This is a genomic window from Sphingorhabdus sp. (genome assembly GCF_044357595.1).
Taxonomy (GTDB): Bacteria; Pseudomonadota; Alphaproteobacteria; order Sphingomonadales; family Sphingomonadaceae; genus Sphingorhabdus_B.
Genome location: NZ_JBIKPH010000006.1, coordinates 24,237 through 46,214, shown reverse-complemented (window position 1 = coordinate 46,214; position 21,978 = coordinate 24,237). Strand labels below are relative to the sequence as shown.

The window sequence follows — 21,978 nt, the reverse complement described above, 5'->3', positions numbered from 1 at the left end:
TTCCCGTGGACGCAGGCGGGGAAGCCCACATGAAGCCAAATATTCTCTCGGAATTTATACGAAGCTCGTAAAAACTTGACAGAAGTGGGTGTAAATAAATACCATATGGTAACGTTAATAGGAGGCAGTATGACTGATTTTGGAGACGGAGCGGCTTTTGTACTGGGCGGAAGTGGCGCCTTGGGCAGTGCAATCTGTACCGCATTCGCGCGCGCGGGGGTACCAGTGGGGCTCAGCTACTACAATGGCGCGAAGGCTGGGGAAGCAACAGTGGAAAATCTGCGTGCGCTGGGTGTGGAGGCAATGGCCGTGCGCGCCAACGCTGCAGACCGGGCCAGCGTAGTCGCCGCCTTGGAAGCAACTGCAAAGGCGTTTGGCACCATCCATAGCGTTGTCTATGCCGGAGGGGCGAGCTTTACCCCGCAATTCTTCAGCAAGACAGACGAGAGTGTCTGGCAGGACTGGTTACAACATGACTTGATGGGCGCGATTAATTTGGCAACTGCTGCCTTGCCCTATTTGCGCGAAACACGAGGATCCTTCACGTCACTCAGTACTTATCAGGGCGACATGATCGAAGTGCGCGGAGGGCCGTCGGCTGTTTCAAAAGCTGCGGTGGATCGTATGGTCAAAGTCATCGCCAAGGAAGAGGGGCGCCATGGCGTGCGCGCCAACACCGTGCGTTGTGGATGGATCGGAACCGAAGGCGTCGAAGGATTATTCGTTAACATGCCCCATTTGAGGGAAGAGAAAAAGAAAACTATCCCGCTAGGTCGTATTGGTACGCCAGAGGAGGTTGGCGAGACTGTTGCGTTCCTGTCTTCGCGGCGCGCTGGTTTCATTACGGGCATCAACCTAACGGCGGATGGCGGCGAATCGCTTTAGTTGGTGCGCGTGCTCGCCACTGTAAGGAAAATGGAGAAGCGCCATTGGAAATAGTCGACAGGCGTCATCCCGGAAAGCACGTCCTTCTGGCTAAATCCCAGAGGATAAAGAGAGATTGCCGTGTGCATTAGGTCGATAAGCAAGGTGGACAGCGCAGCGGGGTCCGAGGGCGCGAAACGGCGGCTTGCCTGAACCTTACGGATACTCTCTGCCAGATGGTTTAGCACATTGACGTGCCATTCGCGGCGCAATTGCGCAATGCGGGGATTGAGCAAAGCTTCCTGATGCAAGAAGCCAACAAAATTAGCCGTGCTGGGGCGCAGCGAGAAATCAAACAGTGCCTGTGCATAATCGCGCAGATCGTCGAGCGGATCGGATTGGGCGCCAAACTTGGCATCGGCAGACACAGTTTCCCTTTCGGCGCTGACCTTTAGTAACGCAGAAAATTCATGCTCGACCATTGCCTCAATCAGGGCGCTCCGGTTGGCAAAGCGCCGGTATATGGTTGGTTTGGACACGCCGATCCGTGCGGCCAGCTTATCCAGAGAGATCTCGCCGAAATTGGCGTCGCGCAGCGCCTGCGTCGCCAAAGTCAACAGGGTGTCGTCCAGAGCCTCGCTGACCGATTTGGAGGGCCTGCCAACCCTCCCTTTGGTGAGGGTTCTGCTCGCTTTTTCCTTTGTCGACATTCTGTTCCCCATAATCTGCATGGGCCATTAGCAGCGCCACGCCGGATTGCGCAAATGATATGGAGTTGCCGCCCCAAACCTTGCCCCTGGCAACCGATGGCAGGCCAGATGCAGAGTGGCTTGCCAACCGAGGGAAATGCATGTAGCCCATGATAAATACTAGTCCGTATCGTTTATGAAGTGGCAAGAAATCGAGGGGATGCACATGACGAAATATGACCTTATCATCGTGGGTAGCGGTGCCGGTGCGCTGGTTGCGGCCATCAACGCCAAGGCACATGGTCTGCGACCTCTCGTGATTGAAAAGACCGAACTGGTCGGTGGTTCAACTGCATTGTCGGGTGGCATATTGTGGCTACCCAACAACCCGTTGATGGCCCGCGATGGTGTGGCCGACAGCCGCGAGGAATCGCTCACCTATCTGGCCAACTTCACCCGCGACGACGATCTTGTTTCGACCCCTGCGCGGCGGGCCGCCTTTGTCGATGCCATCCCGGACATGATCACCGCGATGGAACAGCAAGGTATGCAATATCGGCGCTGCAGCGGTGGCTATTGTGACTATTACGATCAACTGCCTGGTGGCAATTCGGTAGGCCGATCGATACAGGCTGAGTTGTTCAACCTGAATGAGCTTGGTCCGTGGAAGGCGCGTTTTCGACGCTCGCCCATGGCAATGCCGCTGCGCACATCCGAGGCGAGAAGCCTGTTGCTGATGAAGCGGACCGCAAGCGGTGCCGCCATGGCAGCAAGGCTAGGTATGCGCATGGCCAAGCAGAAGCTTACGGGCAGCGCGGTTGTGGGGTCAGGCGGTTCGCTTCAAGGTCGGATGTTGCAGATTGCGCTGCGGTTGGGCATCGACATCTGGACCGAGACCATGCTGATCGATCTCGACATGGCCAATGGCAAAGTGGTGGGCGCCCATCTCGAACGCGCCGGTGAGCCCGTTCATGTTGCTGCCCCCAGAGGTGTTCTGATCGCGGCGGGCGGCTTTGCTCGCAATCTGCCGATGCGGGAACGCTATCAGCCGCTTCCCGCCTCTGACCGCTGGACCAAGGCTAATCCTGGCGACACCGGCGAGGTTATCCAGATCATGGAACGCGCGGGCGCAGGCCTGGGCATGATGGATCAGGCGTGGTGGATTCAGACCCTTATCTTTCCCGAAACCGGGCCGCACCATGCGGTGCTCGAAACGTGCAAGCCGCACAGCATCATGGTGGATGCATCGGGCAGTCGCTTTGTGAATGAAAGCTCCTCTTATATGGCAATCGGCAATGCCATGTTCGAAAGGAACAAGGCAGTGCCGGCGATCCCGGCCTGGCATGTGGTGGATGCTCGATATCACAGGCAGTATACCTACAACACCAAGCCTCCCGGGAAAATTCCGCAACAGTGGTTGACGATGGGCTGGATGAAGAAGGGCGATACGCTGGGAGAGCTTGCCCTTGCCTGCGGCGTCGATCCCGAAGGATTGCAAGCCACTGTCGCACGCTTCAACCAGTTCTGCGTCACCGGCAAAGACACGGATTTTGCGCGCGGTGATAACGTGTACAACCGTTATTTTGCTGACCCAACAGTCAAGCCCAATCCTTGCCTTGGCACCATCGAGCAAGGGCCGTTTTATGCAGCTCCGCTGGTGACGGGCGATGCTGGCACGTGCGGCGGGGCGCTCATCAACGAGCATGCGCAAGTAATGCGCGGCGATGGCACGGTCATTGAGGGGCTTTACGCTGCGGGCAACAGTACGGCCTCGCTGTCTGGTCCCTTTTATGCTGGCGCGGGGCTGAGCATCGGCGCGTCAAGCGTGTTTGGATATATCGCCGCGCGGCACATGCTGGCCAATTGAGGAGATCTCACTGTCCAAAACAAGGGTATCGGCAGGTATCGGGATCATGCCGGTAGCGCCGTCTATAGCGATGTCTTGCGTAAAACCCCTCACCGTTGGCGGATCGCCGAGCGTGTGGCCTCGAGGCGGCGCTATGAAAGCATCCCCGAACTAAGCTGAGCACTGCCATCCCTAAACCGGAGACCAACGCATGACCAACCTGTTATCAGCCAACGCCGCCCGCCGCGACCTATTGGAAGAAGGGCTGGTTCCCGCAGAGCATTATGTCTCGCGCGCATTTCATGATCTAGAGAAGCAATTTCTGTGGCCCCGTGCTTGGCAAATGGCCTGCCGCGAGGAAGAAATTCCCAAAGTCGGTGATTTCTATACGTATGACATTCTGGATGATTCCATCACCGTCATCCGCTCTGCTGCCGATACGATCAGCGCCTATTATAATGTTTGCCCGCATCGCGGCCGAAGGATTACCGATGGTTGCGGTCGCACACAAAGGCTGCATTGCCGGTATCATGGCTGGAGATGGAACCTTGCGGGCCAGAATATCGAGGTGGTGGACCGCGACGGCTGGGGAGACAGTCTGCGCGATGAGGACATTGCCCTCAAGCCGGTGAAGGCGCAGGTCTGGGGCGGATGGGTTTATATAAACATGGATCCCGATTGTGCGTCACTGGAAGAATGGCTGGCACCGGCAAAGGCCATTCTTGACCCGTTTGATCTTGGCGGCTTGCGGTATCACTGGCGCAAATCCACCATCCTACCCTGCAACTGGAAAGCCGCGTTGGAAGCCTTCAATGAAAATTACCACGTCCAAACCACGCATCGGCAGATGTTGCACTACATGGATGATATCAATGAAAGCCACGCCCATGGCCGCCATGGCATGTGTGCCTATTGGCCCGCCTTGCCTTATGGTTCACGCTCACGGCGGCTGACCGGGGGCGAGCCGACTGCCGACATCCGTCCGGGCCTGCTGGCTTTCATGGAAGATATGTTTGCCACGCTGAACTTCGGTAAAAACGATACGGCCGTGCGCGCCGCGCGCCGGGTCATGGACGAAATGCCTCAGGAAACAGCACCTATGGAGGTTCTGATGGCCTTTGACGGCTTTATTAGCGAGGAATGCCGAGAGCATGGCATCATTCTTCCCTTCATCACTGGCGAGGAGCTGTGGGCCGGGGGGCAGCAATGGCATCTGTTTCCCAATCAGGTAATCCTGCAAGGGACCAGCGGTCTATTGGGCTATCGCGCCCGTCCCAATGGCGATGATCCGAACAGCTGCATCTTCGACGTCTATTCCCTGCAACGCTATGCGCCGGGAACCGAGCCAGATGTAGAATTGCAGTGGAACAATGATCTGAAAGACGAGGCTTTCTGGGGTAAGATTTTGCTGCAAGATTTCACCAATCTTTGCGAAATTCAGCGTGGGATGAACTCTCGCGCCTTTTCGGTCGCGCGGCCTAGCCCGCATCAGGAATCCGTAATCTCCAACTTTCACCGCGCCCTAGAGGAATTCGTGACGGAATGAGGCCTTGGGCAGCGCGGCTAGCAAACTGTCGCCGTCCCAAGTCCACGCCACAGGTTCAAAAGGCGAACTCTGTCGTTATTGTGCCGAATACCGAAGCAAACGTATTGAATTTAATGGCTGAGATTCACGCACTGCAAGCCTCGTTTCTTCCAAATTGCGGTTGAACGGTTGCCGCGAAAATTTGCGAAATCTGCATAGGTTCAGGTTAATCGTGCCATGCAGTCCCGGTCAAAAGTTAGGAAGTCGTCACCGTTTGCGGCCCGCCGCGCCCAGTCGGGATCGTTAAGCAAGGCACGGCCAACGCCAGCCATATCGAACTCACCTTCCGCAATTCGCCGAGATACCTCAGGCAGATTGTTCTCGGCAAGCGTTTCGCCGGTTCCGATGAAGCTTTGGACCAAGTTGTTGTTAAGGCCAATCCCGCCCACCGCCATGCAAGGTTTGCCAGTTAGCTTGCGTGCCCACCCGGCCAGCGGAAGATCTGATCCCGCAAACCCGGGCATGTTGAACCGACGGGCGCTGGCATCAAACAGATCGACCCCGGCATCAGTCAACGCCCCCAGCACAATGCCAAGCTCATCGGGCGTAGCGGCAATGCAGGCTTTGAAATCCTGTTGTTTATGGTTTGAAAAACGGAACATGATCGTAGCGTCGGGGCCGATTTCGGCGCGGATGGCGGCCACAACTTCAGCACCAAAGCGGGCACGGGCGCGAATATCGCCGCCATAGCGATCTGTGCGCCGGTTGGTTTCTGCCCAAAAGAATGTATCAATCAGATAGCCATGAGCGCCGTGAATAGCGATGCCATCGAATCCCGTGTCAATCGCATCACGGGCAGATGTGGCGAATGCGGCTATCACATCGGCAATCTGGCTTTCGCTCATGGGTGCCGTTGGTCGGCTCATTGCCTCAAGATAGGTGGCATCGTATGTCGTTACGCCGGGGGTTCCCCAAAGCCCTGAGGGTCGCAACCCTTCGATATCAGGAGCCGCAGCACGATCCAGGTTGCGCAATACACCTTGATGCCACAATTGCGGAAAGATCAGCCCGCCTTCGGCATGCACCGCATCGACGACATTGCGCCATCTAGGAAGCGCGTCGCCATACATCGCCGGCACGTCAGGATGATCGACCGCAGCAGGATCAGGGATGCCCACGCCTTCGGTAATGATGAGTCCAATGCTGTTGGCACGACGTGCATAATAGCTGGCAACGTCGTCACCTGGCATGCCGCCTGGCGACATTTCGCGCGTCATCGGCGACATGACAATTCGATTTTTGAGTGTCAGCTTACCGAGCTGATAGGGTGAAAACAGAGCACTCGTGTCAGAAATCATAAAATTGGGCCTGTCGTCACTTCTCACGGCGTAATAGCACGCGGATGGACCGCGCGCAATTCTGCTGCTGGTTTGAGGATCGGCATCTGCTTTGCCGACCCAGTTCTCGGCGCGGACCATTCTTAGGCGCGCGCGTGACGAGGCAATTGCAGCCCGTCCAATACCAGCGTACCCATGCTGGGGGGCACCGTACCGGTACGCAGCGGCGGGCGATCCAAAATTTCCCACGCGCAATACCCGCCCTGGCGCTCATCTTGTATCATGACACCCAAGGTAATGCCGACTTCTGCATGATACTGAAAATGATTGATGTTATCGAATGGCACTACCAATTCATGGCGTTGACCATCGGGCATACCGATCAGGATTCTGCCGCTGCGATAAGTGATCGAATCGCTGTCCTGCTCAAGCAGCAGATCAATGTCATCAACATATGTGAGGCGATCATTCTCAAGCACATAACCGTGCCGAAGAATGTTGCCGTCTTCTTCAATCTGTACGCGAACCCAATAGGAGAATTCAGGCCCGAACGAGCCCATTGCCACGCGCGATCCGCCACCGCGCAGCACGTTGAAATCGCGCACACCCCAAGAGTGTCCGCGCGTCGCGACACCGTCAATCTGGTGAACCTCACTCCCAAGTTTCATCGTTCCGCGCACGCGGCCCGGGGTTTGATAATGCATCGGGCGCCTAGTGATCGTGGGATCACCAAGGGCGGCCTGCACGGGCAAGAGCGACGGATAGGGCGCAAAGTCTTCGCACAGAAGTTCAAGGCTCACGCCTTCGTCTTCCATACGGATGATCGTTTTTCCGTTTACCGATTCCATCGCGTAAGGGCCGGCAACGTGCCGCTTTTCTGAGCCCGGCCCATTGTCCAAGGGATAGCCCAAATGACAACGCCTGAACGCTAGATCGGGAGAATAGGCCGATGCGAAAATGTTGGCGGTGCCCGCGTTCATTTCCTGCCCGATATGCACGGCGCCGCCCAGACCCTTGCCATCGCCCCAATAAATCCAGGCGCTTTCCTGCCAGGTTATATCGTCGAAAGGCTGATGGCGCACCTCATCGGTGGCCTCGTAGCCGAGAACGCTGTCATGCATGGCCAAAGACTGTACTTGTGACATAGCTCTCTCCCAAGGTTGTTATTGAAATAAATTCCTACAATATTGTGGGACGATATAGCCTTGCTTGATACGAAAATCAAGACTATCTTTACGGCATGGTATCTTTTATCGGATTTGAAGGTCTGGGCCATTCACAAAGCCCTGCGAACATAGCTACGCGCACTTATCAGCGCCTCTCAGCGGGAAATCCGTGTGGAGGAATTCAGGAGAGAGTCAGTATGACCACCGATAGCCCGCGCGTTGTCTGGACGTTTCACGGGACCGCGCTTGTTCGCAGTTACCAGGGGGCGCTCGATTGGTTGAACAGGTTCACCGGTTGCACCGCACTCGAATTCAGCGATGTCGGGCCGCCAGTCGCGCGGCGCGGTGGTTGCTGCACCATCGGCGATAACCTGATTGAACTGATGGAACCAAATGATGCTGCAAGCCCGGGCTGGCGCTATCTGGATCGCTTCGGCCCCGGAATGTTCAATCTGGCGCTCCAAGTCAACGATGCTGTCGCGATGAGCGCGGCCTTGGCGGAGCGCAACGCGCCCGTCATATTCCCGCCCGATGATGGTTTCACCTTCACGCACCCGGCGCAAACCTGCGGGCTACAATTAGAATGGGCCGACATGAAAAATGACTGGGACCCGCGCTTTGGCGCTCCGGTTCCGCCCCGGTCTGGACTGGTGCCCGCACTCCGCGTCGCCTGGTGGGGTGCCTTAGTGTCAGATCCAGCAGAAGCCGCAGCGCGGTTTAGCGAACTGTGGCAGCCTCAAGTCATTCATCTGGATGCTGACGCCCAGGGAGCAGCACCGGGGGCTATGCTGTCCTTGAATGATGGCGTTCTTGTGCTTTATCGACTTCCGGACAGTATCGAGGAAGAGCAGGCGCTTTGGGGCGCCGCAACAGGCAAGCCGCATACCCATCTCATCGCGCTTGAGGTGGCCGATCTGGCTGCAGCGCGATCTGTGTTCCGGCGCGAAGGTGTGCGTGTGCTGCGGGAAGCGGGACCGCATGCCTTCATTACCCACCCTGCTGACTGCGTCGGCCTGACGATCCTGTGGACCGACCGTCTGCTGCCGGGCGACCCTAGAAGTTGAAAGGCACAAAAAGCTTTTTTCTCGTAGGTCCCTTGCGGCAAGCCTGAAGAAAGATACCATGGAATGACGGACAAAGCGGCGAGTAATATCAAGACACAAGAAAGGAATAGACTGTGCAATCCAGAGTTAATGATGCGGTTCAGAAATTCATCGACCAGCAAGTCGCCATTGGGAACGAAATCGGTGTTCAGGTGGCAGCATATCATCAGGGCGAACGGATCGTTGACTGTTGGGCTGGAACGGTCGCGCACGACTCGCAAGCCAAGGTTGACGGCGATACCTTGTTCAATGTTTTTTCCGTGTCCAAGGCCATCGTCGATGTCGCGCTGCATATCCAGATCGAACGCGGCCTTGTTGAATTGGATGCACCCGTGGCCAAATACTGGCCTGAATTCGCCCAGAACGGCAAATCCGGGGTCACTGTGGCGCATGTTCTGTATCATCGGTCCGGGGTGCCTCATCTTCCGGATGACATAACGCCTGAACGTCTCGGCGACTGGAGCTGGATGACGAGTGAGATTGCTCGTCTTAGCCCTCTTTTCGACCCTGGTTCGCGTACCGCGTACCAGTGTATGTCCCAAGGCTGGATGCTCGGCGAAATCATTTGCCGCACTGATCCTGCTCGGCGGAGCTACCGCGATTTCGTAATTGAGGAAATCTGCGTTCCGCTAAAGGCCTTGGATCTCCACCATGGCATCACAGACGCTGAAGAACCGCGCATCGCCAGCCTCTATGAACCGGAAAAGACCCATTTCTGGGCTGCCGACACGCTTTTCCGGCAGTCTATTCCACTCGCTGTAGATCTGGGGCCTGCTGTATGGGAGCGTCCGGATGTCCGGCGCGCGACGGTACCGTCAGTTGGCGGTATTTTCACTGCCCGCAGCGAGGCCCGCTTCTGGGCCATGATCGCCGAAAGGGGCGAGCTTGATGGTGTCCGCATCCTGAAACGCGAGACGGTCGAGAGCTTTCTTGTATCCTGCGCGGTGACCGATGAAGGACCCGATCCGGTTATATCGATGCCATATATTCCGCTTGGCAAAGGCGGGCTCTGGCTCGGTACCAACTTCATGCCCGGCGCACCGGCCCGAAATGCACGTACCCTCATCAAGCCAGGCTACGGTCATTCGGTTGGCATTGCCGACATGGATAACCGACTATCGGTGGCAATCTGCCACAATTACCTGTTCAATCCGCCTTCCATCCAGGAATGTCACAACACGCCAATCATCGACATCGTCCGAGATACACTGGACATGGCATATTGATGCTGTGACGCAAAACCGAAGGACGATGCCGCATAATGCATATGCACTGGTTGTCAGCAAACATTCAGAGTAAATACTGTCGAAGGCTTTGGTGATCATAATCATCGCAAAAGGCCCGCATATTTGCCAAGCATTGAGCGTTGTAAAATGGAAGATGAATAGTCAGCAGGTGTTAGTGACGCGTGTTGAACGACCGAATGTCTCTAAAGCTAGCGATAACGAACAGCACGTTTCTTAGACCTAATGTCTGCATTGCCATTTTTCATTGATGAAAACGGCCGTGGCTGGACGATCGCAGCAGGGAAATACGAATTTGCATTAGGGACGTCGGCGGAAGCAGCATCAGCACCCACGCTGACCTCCTCCGCCTCGAGCCATGTGGCGCGCGCACCTTCCTCGTTGGCGAAAGCCTGATGCGCGAGCCAGACATAACAGCCGCCACGCGCATTCTTCTAGAAGGCTAATGGCACGCCCTGCTCATCCTGAGCTTGTGAAGAGGGCCTGAGGAGAGGTTGTTACACTGATAAACATTAAATTTAATTCATAGGCTTACGAGCGTGCTGATTAGTTGATGCTGCCCATTGGCAGCCATGCCCATTATATCATAGCCTGATCGCCAAGCGTCGTTGACTATTAAGCTGGCTCCGCAATGACGATTTGGGTAGAAGATCGCGTTGCGCCACGAACAAACTACAAAAGGTTGGCGTTGGTGTGGGAAGGGGAACAACTATGGTTAAGCAAACTGGCGAGGAGAGCTGGGATCGACTTGGTCTTGTGCCCCGGATAGCGCTGATTGCCGCCGGCACCTTTCCTGCGATTGGCCTTTTTTCCATGGGAGCTGCGCTGCCTGCGATTGAGCGGGGCTTCGCGGACACGCAAAATGCGGCTTTGATGATCCAGATCGTCATCGGCTTAGTCGCGCCGTTGTTCGCTCTTGCATCGCCATTGGCAGGGCGGCTTGTCGCGCAACACGGCGTAAGGTCAATCTATCTCGTCTCCATCGTCCTGTTCTTGATCGGCGGACTGGGCCCGGCCATCTGTTCCTCACTCTGGGCGATGATTCCGTTCCGCGTGATCCTGGCACTGGGCATCGCCGGGGTTTCCACCGCAGGGTATTCTGGCATCGCGCGCGTACCCGAAAAGCAGCGACATACCATGATCGGGATGCTGAATTTCGCGGGCGGCGCCATCTCCATTGCAGCCTTTCCACTTGTTGGATTCCTTGCGCAGCAGGACTGGGATCTGGCATTTCTGGTACATCTTATAGTGGTGCCTTTGGCGCTGACCGCATTTGCCCTGCCGCCCAGATCGGAGCCAACGCACGTGGAGGAGGCGGGCACTGAGCCTCTGCCAGCCAAGCCATTGGCCGGATTGCCGATCATTCTGCTTGTTATCGCCGTGGTTGCAGGTTGGAGCATGGTCGGCAGTTCAATCTATTCCCCGGTCTATCTTTCTTCAATCGGGATGAGCGATTCCGGCCGCATAGGCAGCGTATTGGCTATCATGGCGGCTTGCTCGCTGTTGGGATCAGGCAGCTATGGCTACGTTCATCGCCTTTTCGGCACGCATAAGATGCTGCTGCTTGGCCTTGCCCTGACTGGAAGCGGTTGCGCCGTAATCGGTGCGAGCGGGGCGATCACCGGCGCTACCGTGGGCTTTGGCCTGATGGGCGCAGGGCTTGCTGCTTGCGTTGCGGCAATCTTTGCGTCCGCGATTGAAGCCATTGGGCCGACGGGTAATGTCGGCGGTGCCATGGGGGTCATGAACCTCGCCATGTTCGGACCGCAGATCCTGTTTCCCCCGATCGCGTTAGCAATCGGGGGAAGCGGCGGGCCATCGCTGGTCTATTATCTGCTGGCCGCACTTTACGCGGCCTGTCTGGTTATCGCAGGAACGATCGGCCCTGCAGGAAAAGCCCGCGCAAAAGCTTAAACCTATGCTCTTCAAAACAAGCTTGACGGAGAAATTTTCTAAGCTCGCCTTTGTAAGATTTAGCGGCAAAGCATAGTGCCTGCATTCCGGTGACAAGGCCTCGTCGACAATTAATTTCATAGATTCAGGGGTTTAAATATGGAATGGTGCGGCCCAAATACTGCCGCTGATAGTGTTCGTGCCGCACGGCGACGCAAAGGCTCCTACTCGACCGCCCGCGTTTTACGACGCGACCTATGCGTTCTTGGTTTCATGCGGCATTCCCGAACTAAAATACGGTAAGCCGATCAGGCAGCGCAGCGTCGCCCGGTGATGGCTATGTGATTGCTGGAAATTAAAAACTGTCGCGTTTTGCGCGAGAACAGCATGTAAGCCATTGAAATAAATGGTAAGCGCTGAGGAGTTCGAACTTACGACCCGCTGATTAAGAACCAGCTGCTCTACCAACTGAGCTAAGCGTCCCCATTTCGGGATGGCCAGATGCGCCGTCCCGTTTGGAGCGCCGCCTTTGATGCTATTCGCGGGCGCGTTGGCGGAAATAATGCATCAGGCCGTTCACCTGCTCGTCCGTCAATTCCGGGTAGCTGGGCATGCCATTGGCGAGCAATCCCCCCTCGCGCACCACGACGTTGAACGCAGCGCGATCGAGGGGGACGGGGGAGCGCAGCAGGTGGGGAGCTGCGCCACCCGACATCGCATCGACCCCGTGGCACACCATGCAATTTGCCGCATAAGTCATGGCGCCGACCTTCGCCAGTGCCGTGTCGATGCGGAATTCCGGGGCCGCCAGATATGGTGCGGGGGCCAGTGTGCTTTTGGGCAGGACAGCATTGCCGCCAATGGCAAAGGTCAGCACGCGGCGGCGTTCGGTGCGATAGTCGGGAACTTTCAGCAGGCTCTGTCCGGTCAGATATCGGCCCCCGGCCAGAACGGTTATGTATTGCTTGCCCTTCACACTATAGCTAATCGGCTGCGCGCGAATGGCGGTTTCGTTGGTAAATGACCACAGCTTTGCGCCCGAACGTGCATCATAGCCATTAAACTCGCCAGTATTGAGGCCCTGAAACACCAGGCCGCCAGCGGTTGCCAGTGTCCCTCCCGAAGTAAACATGCCGCCAAAGGACAGCTTCCATGCGGCCTTTTGCGTCACCGGATCCCATGCCAGCAGACCGCTTTGCGGTTGCGGCGGCGTTATGTCAGGCGGCGGCACTCCAACAGCGTTGAAGCCGGCATCCTGTGCAGGTTTGCCATCGGTTATGCCGCCCGGAGGATCAATAAACACGGACGCGGAATGTGATGTCGGGATATAGGCCAGCCCGGTTTTCGGACTGAATGACATGGCCTCTGGACCATGCGCGCCAAAAACGGATGGAAATAGCATGAACGGCTTGCCATCGGGATAGCGTGCCTGCGGGTTCTCTATGGGCCGCCCAGCAGCGTTAAAGCCACGGTTCCAGTTCTGGGACGCAATCTGTCCGGCGGAAATGAACTTGCCGGTTGCCCGGTCAAGGACATAGAAAAAGCCGTTCTTTGGCGCCGTCATCAACACGTCGCGCGATTTGCCGTCAATCTTGATCGTGGAGAGCGCCATATCCATCGCCGCGTTGTAATCCCAAGTCTCGCCCGGGTTGATCTGATAGTGCCAGACGTATTCGCCGGTCTTGGCGTCCAGCGCTATGATCGAGCAGAGGAACAGGTTATCGCCCCCGCCGGGGGAACGAACTTTTTGGTTCCACGGCCCGCCGTTGCCCGTGCCGATGTAAATACGATTATACTTCTGATCATAGGCCATGGCGTTCCACGCCGTGCCACCACCGCCAAACTTCCACCATTCACCCTTCCAGGTTTTCGCGGCCATTTTCATCGCCGCGTTTTCAAATCCCTTGGCGGGATCGCCCGGCACTGTGTAAAAACGCCAGAGCTGTTTGCCGGTCGTCTGGTCATAGGCGGTAACGTAGCCCCGCACCGGGCCAAAATCGCCGCCTCCATGGCCGATCACCACGACATTGTCGTAAACCCACGGTGCGCCAGTGATGTATCTTCCGTCTCCTCTTTCGGTAGTCTTTGCGCTCCACGCCAATCTGCCGGTCTTGGCGTCAATCGCAACCAGGCGCCCGTCCATTGTGCCGACGAAGACCCTGTCATTGGCATAAGTCATGGCCCGGCTGCCCCAGGCATTGCGCAGTTCCTTGTCAGCGTGCTCGGGAACCTTGGTGTCGAATTGCCACAGCAGCTTCCCAGTGACGGCGTCCAAGGCATGAACAATCGAAAGGCCCGATGCGAAATAGAGCACCCCCTTGGCTTCCACTGGGGCAGTAAACGCGGTGCCTGGGGTTTCGATGTCGTAATGCCATTGCAGGCCCAAAGTGCCTACATTGTCAGTGTTCACTTGTTCAAGCGGGCTGAAGTGGTTTTCTCCGTCGCCGCCATAGCCGGGCCATTCAGAATCGCGCGTGCATCCGGCCAGAGTCAGAGCGGTCACGAGCAATGCAAGGCGTGCGACAAATGATTTTTCTGGAATAAAGGCCATCTTGCTCTCCCAACTCGTTTGTTCGTCGATTTGGATGTAACCTTTGAGTGGAGGAAAGCAAAGACATACTCCGAAAGTGCCTAGGCTCGCCTCTTCCAGCTGGTGCCGATCATCTAGGCTCAGGACCCATTGATTGATCCAGAAGATAACGATCCACTGATCTACCCTTCTTCACTGTCAAGGGCAGACAGAGCGTGGACGGTACGGGCTGCTCCATCGCGGTGCATGTTCCCGCTTCGGACAAGATCTGGGTCGTTCCGAAAGCCTGCGCTGCGAGCAGCTGGTCTTGAAGCCATCGGGTCTGCGATTTTACGCGAGCGTGCTTTGGAGCGCCGAGAGACAAATGCCCTCGTTTGGGGGTATTTTGGATATCATTGGCGCTCTAGACTAAGTCTATTGAGCTACCAGACGAAATTCCGCTGAGCCCGATTGGCCAGTTGCAATGAAGGGAGAGGGTCATTATGCGCGCACTGCTGTTCAAGGCCGTAGGTAAACCGCTGGAAGTGGCAACGCTGCCCGATCCCGAACCGAACGAGGGCGAAGTGGTAGTGCGGGTGTCGCGCTGCGGCGTCTGCGGCACCGATCTGCATGCCACTAGCGGCCACGGCATGACTTTGCCGCCAGACAGCACGATGGGCCATGAATTCGGCGGTGAGGTGGTAGCGATCGGCAAGAACGTCGATCGGTTCAAGCTGGGCGATCATCTCGCCGCAATGCCGGTAGTCGGCTGCGGCCACTGCGAAGGCTGCAAGACCGGGATCGATATGCTGTGCCAGAATGGCTGGGCGCAATATGGCGGCGGTCTTGCCGAATACGCAAGGGTCAGCGCGCGCGGTGCGGTCAAACTGCCCAAGACGGTCAGCTTGGCCGACAGTGCACTGGTCGAACCGCTGGCAGTCGGCTGCCGCGCGGTGCGGGTGGCCAATCCCGACAAAGACAGCAAAGTTGTCATCATCGGACCTGGGCCAATCGGGCTGTCTGTGCTGTTCTGGTTGCGCCAGCGCGGGGTTGAAAACATCGTGCTGCTAGCGTCTACTGGACGCCGCAAGGGGCTGGCTAGCAAGATGGGCGGCGATAAATTCTTGTTAGAAGGCGACGGCGTGGCCGATGAGATCCGCTCGGTTCTGGGTGGATCGCCCGACATCGTGTTTGAAGCGGCCGGGGTGCCGGGCGTATTTGCCCGCGCCATCGATCTCATCCGTCCGCAAGGCACGATCATCGCGCTGGGCTTTTGCATGCAACCCGATCCAATTGTGCCAGCGATGGGGTTAATGAAGGACTGCACGATCCGCTGGTCGATCGTCTATTCGCGCGAAGACTATGCCGCCTGCGCCGACGCGTTGAACAACCATGGCGATCTGGCTCGCGCCATGGTCACCGAAACCGTAGGCTTTGCCGAGGCACCTGCCGCATTTGAAAACCTGCGCGCGGGTAAAGATGGCGGCGGCAAGCTATTGATCGACCCATGGGGCTGACCGCTGTGCAAAGCCTCTGGGCGGACCGCTTTGACGAACTTCACACCGCTGCTTCCGCTCGGAAGGGCGGTCTAGATGATTTTGGCGACAGAAGCTATCACGAGGGTATGCGCGCATTGCTAGATGCGCTCGATGCAAAACCACCGTCCGTGCTGTACGCAGGTGCGGCGCAAGAACTGATTGTGGCCGCGCTGACATCGCGCCTTCATACGCAGGCGCAGTGGGCAGCGTATCCCAGCTATCGCAACCGCGAAATCCCCCGCCCGTTGGTGGTCGTTGGCGTGCCCCGTACGGGCACCACAGCCCTGCATAATCTGCTGAGCCAGGACCCCCAGTTTCAGGGGATCGAAAAGTGGCTGTGTAACGGGCCGCTGGTGCGCCCGCCGGAGCACGAATGGGAAGCCCATCCGCAATATCAGGCTTGCGCGGCGGGGGTCGAACACATGTTCATCACCGCACCCGAAGTGATGCAGGCGCATGGCGTCTTGGCATCGGCAGTGGATGAATGTCTGGTGCCGATGGCGCAGCACTTTACCAGCAATTGGTTTCCCTCGCAGTTGGATATTCCTAAGTATGACCAGTGGCTCCTGGCAGCCGACGAGACCGCATCGTTCCGTCGCTACAAGGATATACTGCGGCTGGTCGGGTTGAATGATGATCGGCCATGGCTGCTCAAGAACCCCAGCCATGTGTTTGGCATTGAGGCAATGCTGGCGGTTTTCCCGGATGCCTGCGTGGTCCAAACCCATCGCAATCCCCTGTCTTCACTAGCCTCGGTGGTAAACCTGCTGGGCAATTTCATGGTTGCCTTTGCAGGCGAAGATATCAACCGGCCGCACAGGCTGGTCCGTGAAACCGCATTCTGGGCGGAAGCGGTGAAGCGCACGATGACCGCGCAGGACCGCCATCCCGAACGCTTCGTCAATGTTCTCCAGCCAGACATTCGGCGCGATCCCTTGGGGGTTGTGCGCAACATTTATGACAAGTTTGGTTTCACTTTGTCGGCAGAAGCAGAGCAGCGCATGGGCGAATGGGCAGCAAAGAACAGCGAACAGCGCGGCGAAGGTCACCAGTACGAAGCGATCGCTGACGAGGCGCCCATCCGCTCCGCCTTTGCCCCATATATGGACCGCTTCGGATTTTGATGCGGGGTTCGGTCAACCAGCTACCGCTTGTTCGCGGCACGCAATTTTACGGAGTTATGTTATGACAGTTCTGTTCCAGCGGCATTTCCAGACCTGCTATCTTGTCGACGACGTCAAGCAGGCCATGGCGCGTTTTGGCGAAAATTACGGTATCACTAAATGGCATGTGATGGATATGCTTGAGATGATGGGCGAAGGCGCTCCGGCACGCTTCATCGCCCTGGCCTGGGCCGGTGACATGATGATCGAATTGATCGAGCCGGACGAGGCTGTGCCTTCCATCTATCAAGAATGGCAGAGAGATCGCGGACTGGAATCGCGGTTCCATCACCTTGGCTTCCTGGTCTATTCTGAAGAAGAGTTCTCCGGGATAAAGCAGCAACTGGTGGAACAGGGCTTTCCCATAGTGGCCGAGGCTGAACTGGGCAACGTGCTGAAAGCAGCCTATATGGACACAACTAAGGCGCTGGGTCATTTCTACGAGTTGATATACCTTCCCGATGGTGAATCCAGTCAGTTCTTTGCTGACGTGCCGTTCAACTGATTGCGGCATTTCCCCAGACGGGAATGAGCCGGATGCCATGCGCCAATGTTGGCACGGCCGGGTACATAGACTTAATCTCGTGATTGAAAGGCAATAGCGATGGACCATTTCAGCGGGCAGGTGGCCGTCATCACTGGTGGCGGCAGCGGGATCGGGCGAGGTATGGCGCTTGCATTTGCGCGTGAAGGCATGAAGATTGCCGTGCTCGATGTTGATCTGGCTGCCGCCGCACGAGTTGTTGAAGAGCTCGAGGTTCTGGGTGCTCCGGCGCTGGCGTTGGCCTGCGACGTTTCGATCCGGGCCGATGTGCGTGCCGCCGCCGATAAGGTGTTTGCTCATTTCGGTGCGGTGCACGTACTGTGTAATAATGCCGGGGTTACCATGTTCAGATCCGTGGCCGAAATGTCAGACGACGATTGGGACTGGATGCTTGGCGTGAATTTTCTCGGTATTATCCATGGCTATCAGGCATTTGTGCCGCGCATGGTGGCACAGAAGGAAGGTGGCCACGTAATCAACACCAGCTCAGCCGCCGGGGTTGTTCCCGATGTTGTTACCAATCATTCCGCCTATGCTGCATCAAAGGCGGCAGCGGTGGCGCTGGCGGTGAACCTGCGGCTCGAGTTGGCTGATCAAGGGATCGGAGTTTCGGCGTTATGCCCGGGATTGGTGCGGACCGGCATCCTCGAAGCAGGACGCGCCCGACCCGATCGTTTCGGCGGGCCAGATGGTGACAGCCTGGTGGTACCCGGCATGGCCGACCCGATGCGCGACGCACTGGATCCCGAAACAGTCGGCCGGATCGTTGTGGCCGGCATCCGGCACAACCGCAAGTTCATCTTTACCCATCCGGGCATGGGCCAGGCGATCACCCCATATTATGAGACGATGCTGGCCGACGCCGAGACTTGAGACAGCGACGGAAGGTCAGCAAACATGCTAAGACGTGTGAGTTGATACCTTACTGAAAATATTGCCTGAACGAAGCCCAAGGCACGTCAGAAGGGTAAAGTTCGCTTTCGGCAGGCGAGTCTTGCGGAATGACGAAATTCTGCATGTCCATCGCTGTAGCAAACTGTGCGGCGACGTCTTCCATCGTCCAGTTCTTGTCCAAGCTGCGATAAACCTGTGTTACCGCCATGAACACACGGGCAAAACCGCCGCCACCAACGCTGAAAGCCTCGCCGTTGCAGGGGGCGTCGGGGTGGACCAGCAGGCCGACGACCGGGGCCACAGCACTGGCGGGGAAATCGCGCTTCATCATCGACGAGATCTCCGGGCCCATGTCCTCTGCCATGCGACTGCTGCCGATGGGCAGTACGGCGTTGACACAGATATTCTTGCCCATCGCGCGGGCGCTTGATGCAAGGCCGCGGGTGATGGCGAAAACCGCGCCCTTGCTTGCTGGATAGGGCAGATAGCTGCCCAGTCCGAAAATGGAACTGGACGATATGTTGACGATCCGTCCGAAATCGCGCTCTTTCATGTGCGCCCATACAGCGCGGCACATATAGAACGTGCCCGAGGCAGCAACGGCAATTCCCTTGTCCCATTGGTCGTCCGTCACCGTTTCCAGCGGCATGCCGCCTCCGCCGATGCCGGCGTTGTTGATCAGGATGTCGACCTTGCCCCAGTGCTTCATTGCATCCGCGACGATGGCAGCCGCGCCTTCACTCGTCGCAACACTGTCGCTGTTGGCAACGGCATCGTATCCCCGCGCGCGGAGTTCCGACGCGACCACTTCGGCGTATCCAGCATCGGCACCTTCGCCGACAGTGTTGCCACCCAGATCGTTGACCAGCACCGAAGCACCGCGTTCAGCCAGAAGCGTCGCAAACGTCTTGCCCAGCCCGCCGCCCGCGCCCGTAACGATTGCAGTTAATCCGTCAAACCTCACGTGATTGCCTCCTAATTCAGCCGGGCTTAGTGTGGCGCTAGCAGGCTCGTGTGAGCATCACCAGCGTATCCACAACTGGGCGGCAGGAATTCGTGCGCGCTTTCGTTACACATCCCAAACCAAGCGTAATTCATTGACATGGTTGATAATTCCAGTCGCCATCGCGGGAACGTGTCCGGGCGCATACGAAAAGTCTGGAATACGCGGAAGCCATTCTTCCATGAAAATGCGCATTTCCCTTTTGGCAAGACGATTGCCGATGCAGAGGTGCGGGCCAGAACTGAACAGCAGGTGCCTTGCGCCCTTGCGCTGGAAATCCACCGTCATCGGATCCGGATTAACGGTCTCATCAAGACCGGCGAGCGGGAAAGGAAGCAACACGGCGTCGCCTTCGAGCATTTGCCGGCCACCAAATTCTACATCCTGTGCCACAACGCGGGCCAGATTGCTCACGCCAAAGCGACGGAACAGTTCCTCGATCGCTCTGTCGGTCCGGTCGGGATGGTCGATCAGTTCCCGGCGATGGGCGGGGCTGCGCGCTAGGAAGGCGGCGGAAAAACAGAGCTGCGAAGCGACCGTATCCAGACCGCCGACGGTAAACAGCAAAGCGATATCGAAAATTTCCTTATCGGTTAACTTCCGGCCGTGAACTTCGGCCATGTGCAAACTTGAGAACAGGTCGCCATCACGCGGGCGGACACGGCGATCCTCGATAAGTTTACGCACATACTCCCCAAATTCGGCCCAGGCTGCCGGGCTTTCCGGATTGACCGGAGAGATGTTGGCCGACAGGCCACGCAGATAAGGCATATCGCTGAGGGGCAAGTTGACAAGCGTCATGAATGCGACGACCGGCATAACCCCTGCGAAGGCCTCGAAAAATTCGCAACTGCCCTGCTGCCTTAGCTGCTCGATGATGTCGACGGCCGTGCTGCGCGCCTTGGTAGTCGCCTTTTCCAGACTAGCGGGCGAGAAAAATGGCATCATCAGCTTGCGGAAAATGCCATGTTCCGGGGGATCAAGATTTACGGGCACAAAAAATGGTGCGCCGCCTAGCGGGATCTGGTTTTCCCGATTGGAAAAGATACCGGGCTTGAGGACCATATCAAACATGTCCTTATAGCGGGTCAGCACCCAGTGGCCACCATTTCGCGGTGTCCAGAAAATGTCAGGCATGGTGTCCTGAACATTCTTCCATAGGTTGTGGATGTCTGCCGAAGACCCGTTCACCAAGCCTGGCAGATTATAGAAGTCGAAGTCGCGAACGACATCAGCAGGAACATGTTGGGGGTGGGTCAGGGTCGTCATCGAAAAATCCTCTCCCTTCTGTGCGATCTGGAGCCCTCGCAATCACATCGTAAGGGCTCCAGCCGGTCAAACCGTTACTACCAGCGGATCCGCATCTGTGCGGCAAGTCGGCGATCACGCAATTGCGTTTCGCGTTGCTGTTTCGAGACGATCGGAGTTTCAGCCGGGACGTGGGCACGCACTCCGCTAGCTTGATCTTGGTTGCTACTGGATTGGGCGCTGCAGTGCAGTTGTTCCAGCGCACCTGAATGATCCCGCGTTTGTATCCGCCGGTGTCGAGCCAGTTGGGTACGCCGGGATCGGTCGGCGAGATGACCATGCGGACAATCCCGTCCTTGTCGATGCGCGACTGGAAGCCGTTCAGGCTCGATTGGTGCTGCATCCAGTCGATCGTCAAGAACTGCTCGTCACCCACCAGGAATGACCAGTATTTGCACTTGTCGGGTACTTTGGCCTCAAGCAGCAACCCTTCGTCAGGCTGGACATCATACATCCCCTCGACATAGATCTGCCCCTCTGCGCCGCCGATGCTGCTGTAATCATAGACTTGCAGCTTGTTGATCAGGCCCTTGCTGACGAGATCGGCTATCCGGCCATATCCGAGCTTTGGCTGGTTTTCGACCCAAGTGGCCATCAGTTTCAATCGCCGATCGCTTTCCTCCGCACTCAACCTCTGCGCACTGGATGGAACGTCAAGTCGCTCGATACCGACCTTGCTATCCTGTTCATTTGCCCAGTCGTAAGCCGCAACGCGCATGCCCACTGAAGTGGTTTGCGGATCAAGATACCACCAATCACCGGTGTAGCCCGCTGGGCGCTCCTTGCTCAGGATCACAGAAAAGCTGCCGTCAGTGCCAAGCTTCAACTCATCGAGATCATGCGAACCGGTGTTTGGCTTGGCATTGCCCAGCGCATAGTGGCCGTTGCTCATGGAGATCAACGTGAAGAGATTGGTCCCCCGCTTTCCGCGCAACCGATATACCCCGGCGCCATCAACAAGCGTTCGGCGATAGAGGTAATCGGGGTTTGGTGCCGAAAGATTGAGGGCGGTTGAATAGACCGGCACGAACTCGGGATAGTTGGGATCGGCATAGACTACTTGCTGGTGCGCCTGCGCCACATTGGCCATCAGGGCCCGCCAGGTATCTTGCCTGTCCTGAGGATTGTTAGGGTTCTGCGTGATGGCCAGGACCTTATCGCCAAGCGGCTTCAGCGCATCGAGATAGTCGTCCCAGTCCCACAGTGCCGTCGGCGCGTTCTCGCTTGCTATAACGGGGCCGGCAGCAAACAGGGCAAGCGCGGCTACTGTTGCCCGAAGGCCCATCGATTTTATCATTCTGCAATCCTTTCTGTAAGGCTTGTCGTATCAAAAATGGTCGTGCTCATGTCGC

17 protein-coding genes and 1 pseudogene are annotated in these 21,978 nt (G+C 57.2%); 11 read left to right on the top strand and 7 right to left on the bottom strand.

Going from position 1 to position 21,978, the window contains the following annotated elements; translation table 11 throughout:
• The first annotated feature begins 129 nt into the window (after positions 1 to 129).
• Positions 130 to 885, top strand: coding sequence for an SDR family NAD(P)-dependent oxidoreductase (locus tag ACIQ2T_RS02110; protein WP_397589388.1), 756 nt, complete (start codon positions 130 to 132; stop codon positions 883 to 885).
• On the opposite strand, the gene ACIQ2T_RS02105 is transcribed toward ACIQ2T_RS02110, so the two are convergent.
• The gene (locus ACIQ2T_RS02105) at positions 882 to 1,574 is read right to left on the bottom strand and encodes a TetR/AcrR family transcriptional regulator (protein ID WP_397589387.1); all 693 of its coding nucleotides are present in this window, start codon (positions 1,572 to 1,574) and stop codon (positions 882 to 884) included. The genes ACIQ2T_RS02110 and ACIQ2T_RS02105 overlap by 4 nt on opposite strands.
• A gap of 205 nt (positions 1,575 to 1,779) precedes the next feature.
• On the opposite strand from ACIQ2T_RS02105, the gene ACIQ2T_RS02100 reads away from it, so the two are divergent.
• Together ACIQ2T_RS02100 and ACIQ2T_RS02095 are read left to right on the top strand one after the other, a co-directional pair.
• Entirely contained in the window at positions 1,780 to 3,420 is a 1,641-nt protein-coding gene (locus tag ACIQ2T_RS02100; protein ID WP_397589386.1) for an FAD-binding protein, read from the top strand.
• A 190-nt stretch (positions 3,421 to 3,610) separates the two neighbouring features.
• Positions 3,611 to 4,945, top strand: a complete 1,335-nt coding sequence (locus ACIQ2T_RS02095; protein WP_397589385.1) for an SRPBCC family protein — start codon at positions 3,611 to 3,613, stop codon at positions 4,943 to 4,945.
• A 200-nt stretch (positions 4,946 to 5,145) separates the two neighbouring features.
• Here ACIQ2T_RS02095 and ACIQ2T_RS02090 read toward each other — a convergent pair whose 3' ends face one another.
• Positions 5,146 to 6,282: a 12-oxophytodienoate reductase gene (locus tag ACIQ2T_RS02090; RefSeq protein WP_397589384.1), complete on the bottom strand. Its 1,137-nt coding sequence runs from the start codon at positions 6,280 to 6,282 to the stop codon at positions 5,146 to 5,148.
• Positions 6,283 to 6,404: 122 nt separating this feature from the next.
• On the bottom strand, positions 6,405 to 7,406 hold the full coding sequence (locus ACIQ2T_RS02085; protein ID WP_397589383.1) for a hypothetical protein: 1,002 nt from the start codon (positions 7,404 to 7,406) through the stop codon (positions 6,405 to 6,407).
• Positions 7,407 to 7,624: 218 nt separating this feature from the next.
• Between ACIQ2T_RS02085 and ACIQ2T_RS02080 the strand changes: the two genes are divergently transcribed.
• The 4 genes and pseudogenes from ACIQ2T_RS02080 to ACIQ2T_RS02065 all read left to right on the top strand — a co-directional run bounded on the left by ACIQ2T_RS02080 (position 7,625) and on the right by ACIQ2T_RS02065 (position 11,688).
• Complete coding sequence (locus tag ACIQ2T_RS02080) at positions 7,625 to 8,491, top strand: hypothetical protein (RefSeq protein ID WP_397589382.1); 867 nt, start codon at positions 7,625 to 7,627, stop codon at positions 8,489 to 8,491.
• Between the two features lie 113 nt (positions 8,492 to 8,604).
• On the top strand, positions 8,605 to 9,756 hold the full coding sequence (locus ACIQ2T_RS02075; RefSeq protein ID WP_397589381.1) for a serine hydrolase domain-containing protein: 1,152 nt from the start codon (positions 8,605 to 8,607) through the stop codon (positions 9,754 to 9,756).
• A gap of 326 nt (positions 9,757 to 10,082) precedes the next feature.
• Positions 10,083 to 10,220 (top strand): annotated as a pseudogene (locus ACIQ2T_RS02070) (indole-3-glycerol-phosphate synthase TrpC); the annotation flags it as partial.
• A gap of 265 nt (positions 10,221 to 10,485) precedes the next feature.
• Positions 10,486 to 11,688 (top strand): MFS transporter, encoded by a 1,203-nt coding sequence (locus ACIQ2T_RS02065; protein WP_397589380.1) that lies wholly within the window; start codon positions 10,486 to 10,488, stop codon positions 11,686 to 11,688.
• 514 nt (positions 11,689 to 12,202) lie between these two features.
• Here the strand turns inward: ACIQ2T_RS02065 and ACIQ2T_RS02060 are convergent.
• The gene (locus ACIQ2T_RS02060) at positions 12,203 to 14,218 is read right to left on the bottom strand and encodes a PQQ-dependent dehydrogenase, methanol/ethanol family (protein WP_397589379.1); all 2,016 of its coding nucleotides are present in this window, start codon (positions 14,216 to 14,218) and stop codon (positions 12,203 to 12,205) included.
• Between the two features lie 461 nt (positions 14,219 to 14,679).
• Between ACIQ2T_RS02060 and ACIQ2T_RS02055 the strand changes: the two genes are divergently transcribed.
• From ACIQ2T_RS02055 to ACIQ2T_RS02040, 4 genes are all read left to right on the top strand, one after another.
• Complete coding sequence (locus ACIQ2T_RS02055) at positions 14,680 to 15,693, top strand: alcohol dehydrogenase catalytic domain-containing protein (protein WP_397589378.1); 1,014 nt, start codon at positions 14,680 to 14,682, stop codon at positions 15,691 to 15,693.
• Complete coding sequence (locus ACIQ2T_RS02050; RefSeq protein WP_397589377.1) at positions 15,684 to 16,838, top strand: sulfotransferase family protein; 1,155 nt, start codon at positions 15,684 to 15,686, stop codon at positions 16,836 to 16,838. The genes ACIQ2T_RS02055 and ACIQ2T_RS02050 overlap by 10 nt, the downstream gene beginning before the upstream one ends.
• 61 nt (positions 16,839 to 16,899) lie before the next feature.
• Positions 16,900 to 17,382 (top strand): VOC family protein, encoded by a 483-nt coding sequence (locus ACIQ2T_RS02045; RefSeq protein ID WP_397589376.1) that lies wholly within the window; start codon positions 16,900 to 16,902, stop codon positions 17,380 to 17,382.
• Positions 17,383 to 17,481: 99 nt separating this feature from the next.
• Positions 17,482 to 18,294 carry an SDR family NAD(P)-dependent oxidoreductase gene (locus tag ACIQ2T_RS02040; RefSeq protein ID WP_397589375.1) on the top strand — a complete coding sequence of 271 codons (813 nt, stop codon included), beginning with the start codon at positions 17,482 to 17,484 and terminating at the stop codon, positions 18,292 to 18,294.
• Positions 18,295 to 18,343: 49 nt separating this feature from the next.
• On the opposite strand, the gene ACIQ2T_RS02035 is transcribed toward ACIQ2T_RS02040, so the two are convergent.
• The 3 genes from ACIQ2T_RS02035 to ACIQ2T_RS02025 form a co-directional block, all read right to left on the bottom strand.
• Positions 18,344 to 19,279 carry an SDR family NAD(P)-dependent oxidoreductase gene (locus tag ACIQ2T_RS02035; RefSeq protein ID WP_397589374.1) on the bottom strand — a complete coding sequence of 312 codons (936 nt, stop codon included), beginning with the start codon at positions 19,277 to 19,279 and terminating at the stop codon, positions 18,344 to 18,346.
• A gap of 105 nt (positions 19,280 to 19,384) precedes the next feature.
• The gene (locus tag ACIQ2T_RS02030; protein WP_397589373.1) at positions 19,385 to 20,587 is read right to left on the bottom strand and encodes a cytochrome P450; all 1,203 of its coding nucleotides are present in this window, start codon (positions 20,585 to 20,587) and stop codon (positions 19,385 to 19,387) included.
• Positions 20,550 to 21,923 (bottom strand): DUF1214 domain-containing protein, encoded by a 1,374-nt coding sequence (locus tag ACIQ2T_RS02025; protein WP_397589372.1) that lies wholly within the window; start codon positions 21,921 to 21,923, stop codon positions 20,550 to 20,552. The genes ACIQ2T_RS02030 and ACIQ2T_RS02025 overlap by 38 nt, the downstream gene beginning before the upstream one ends.
• Between the last annotated feature and the right edge of the window lie 55 nt (positions 21,924 to 21,978).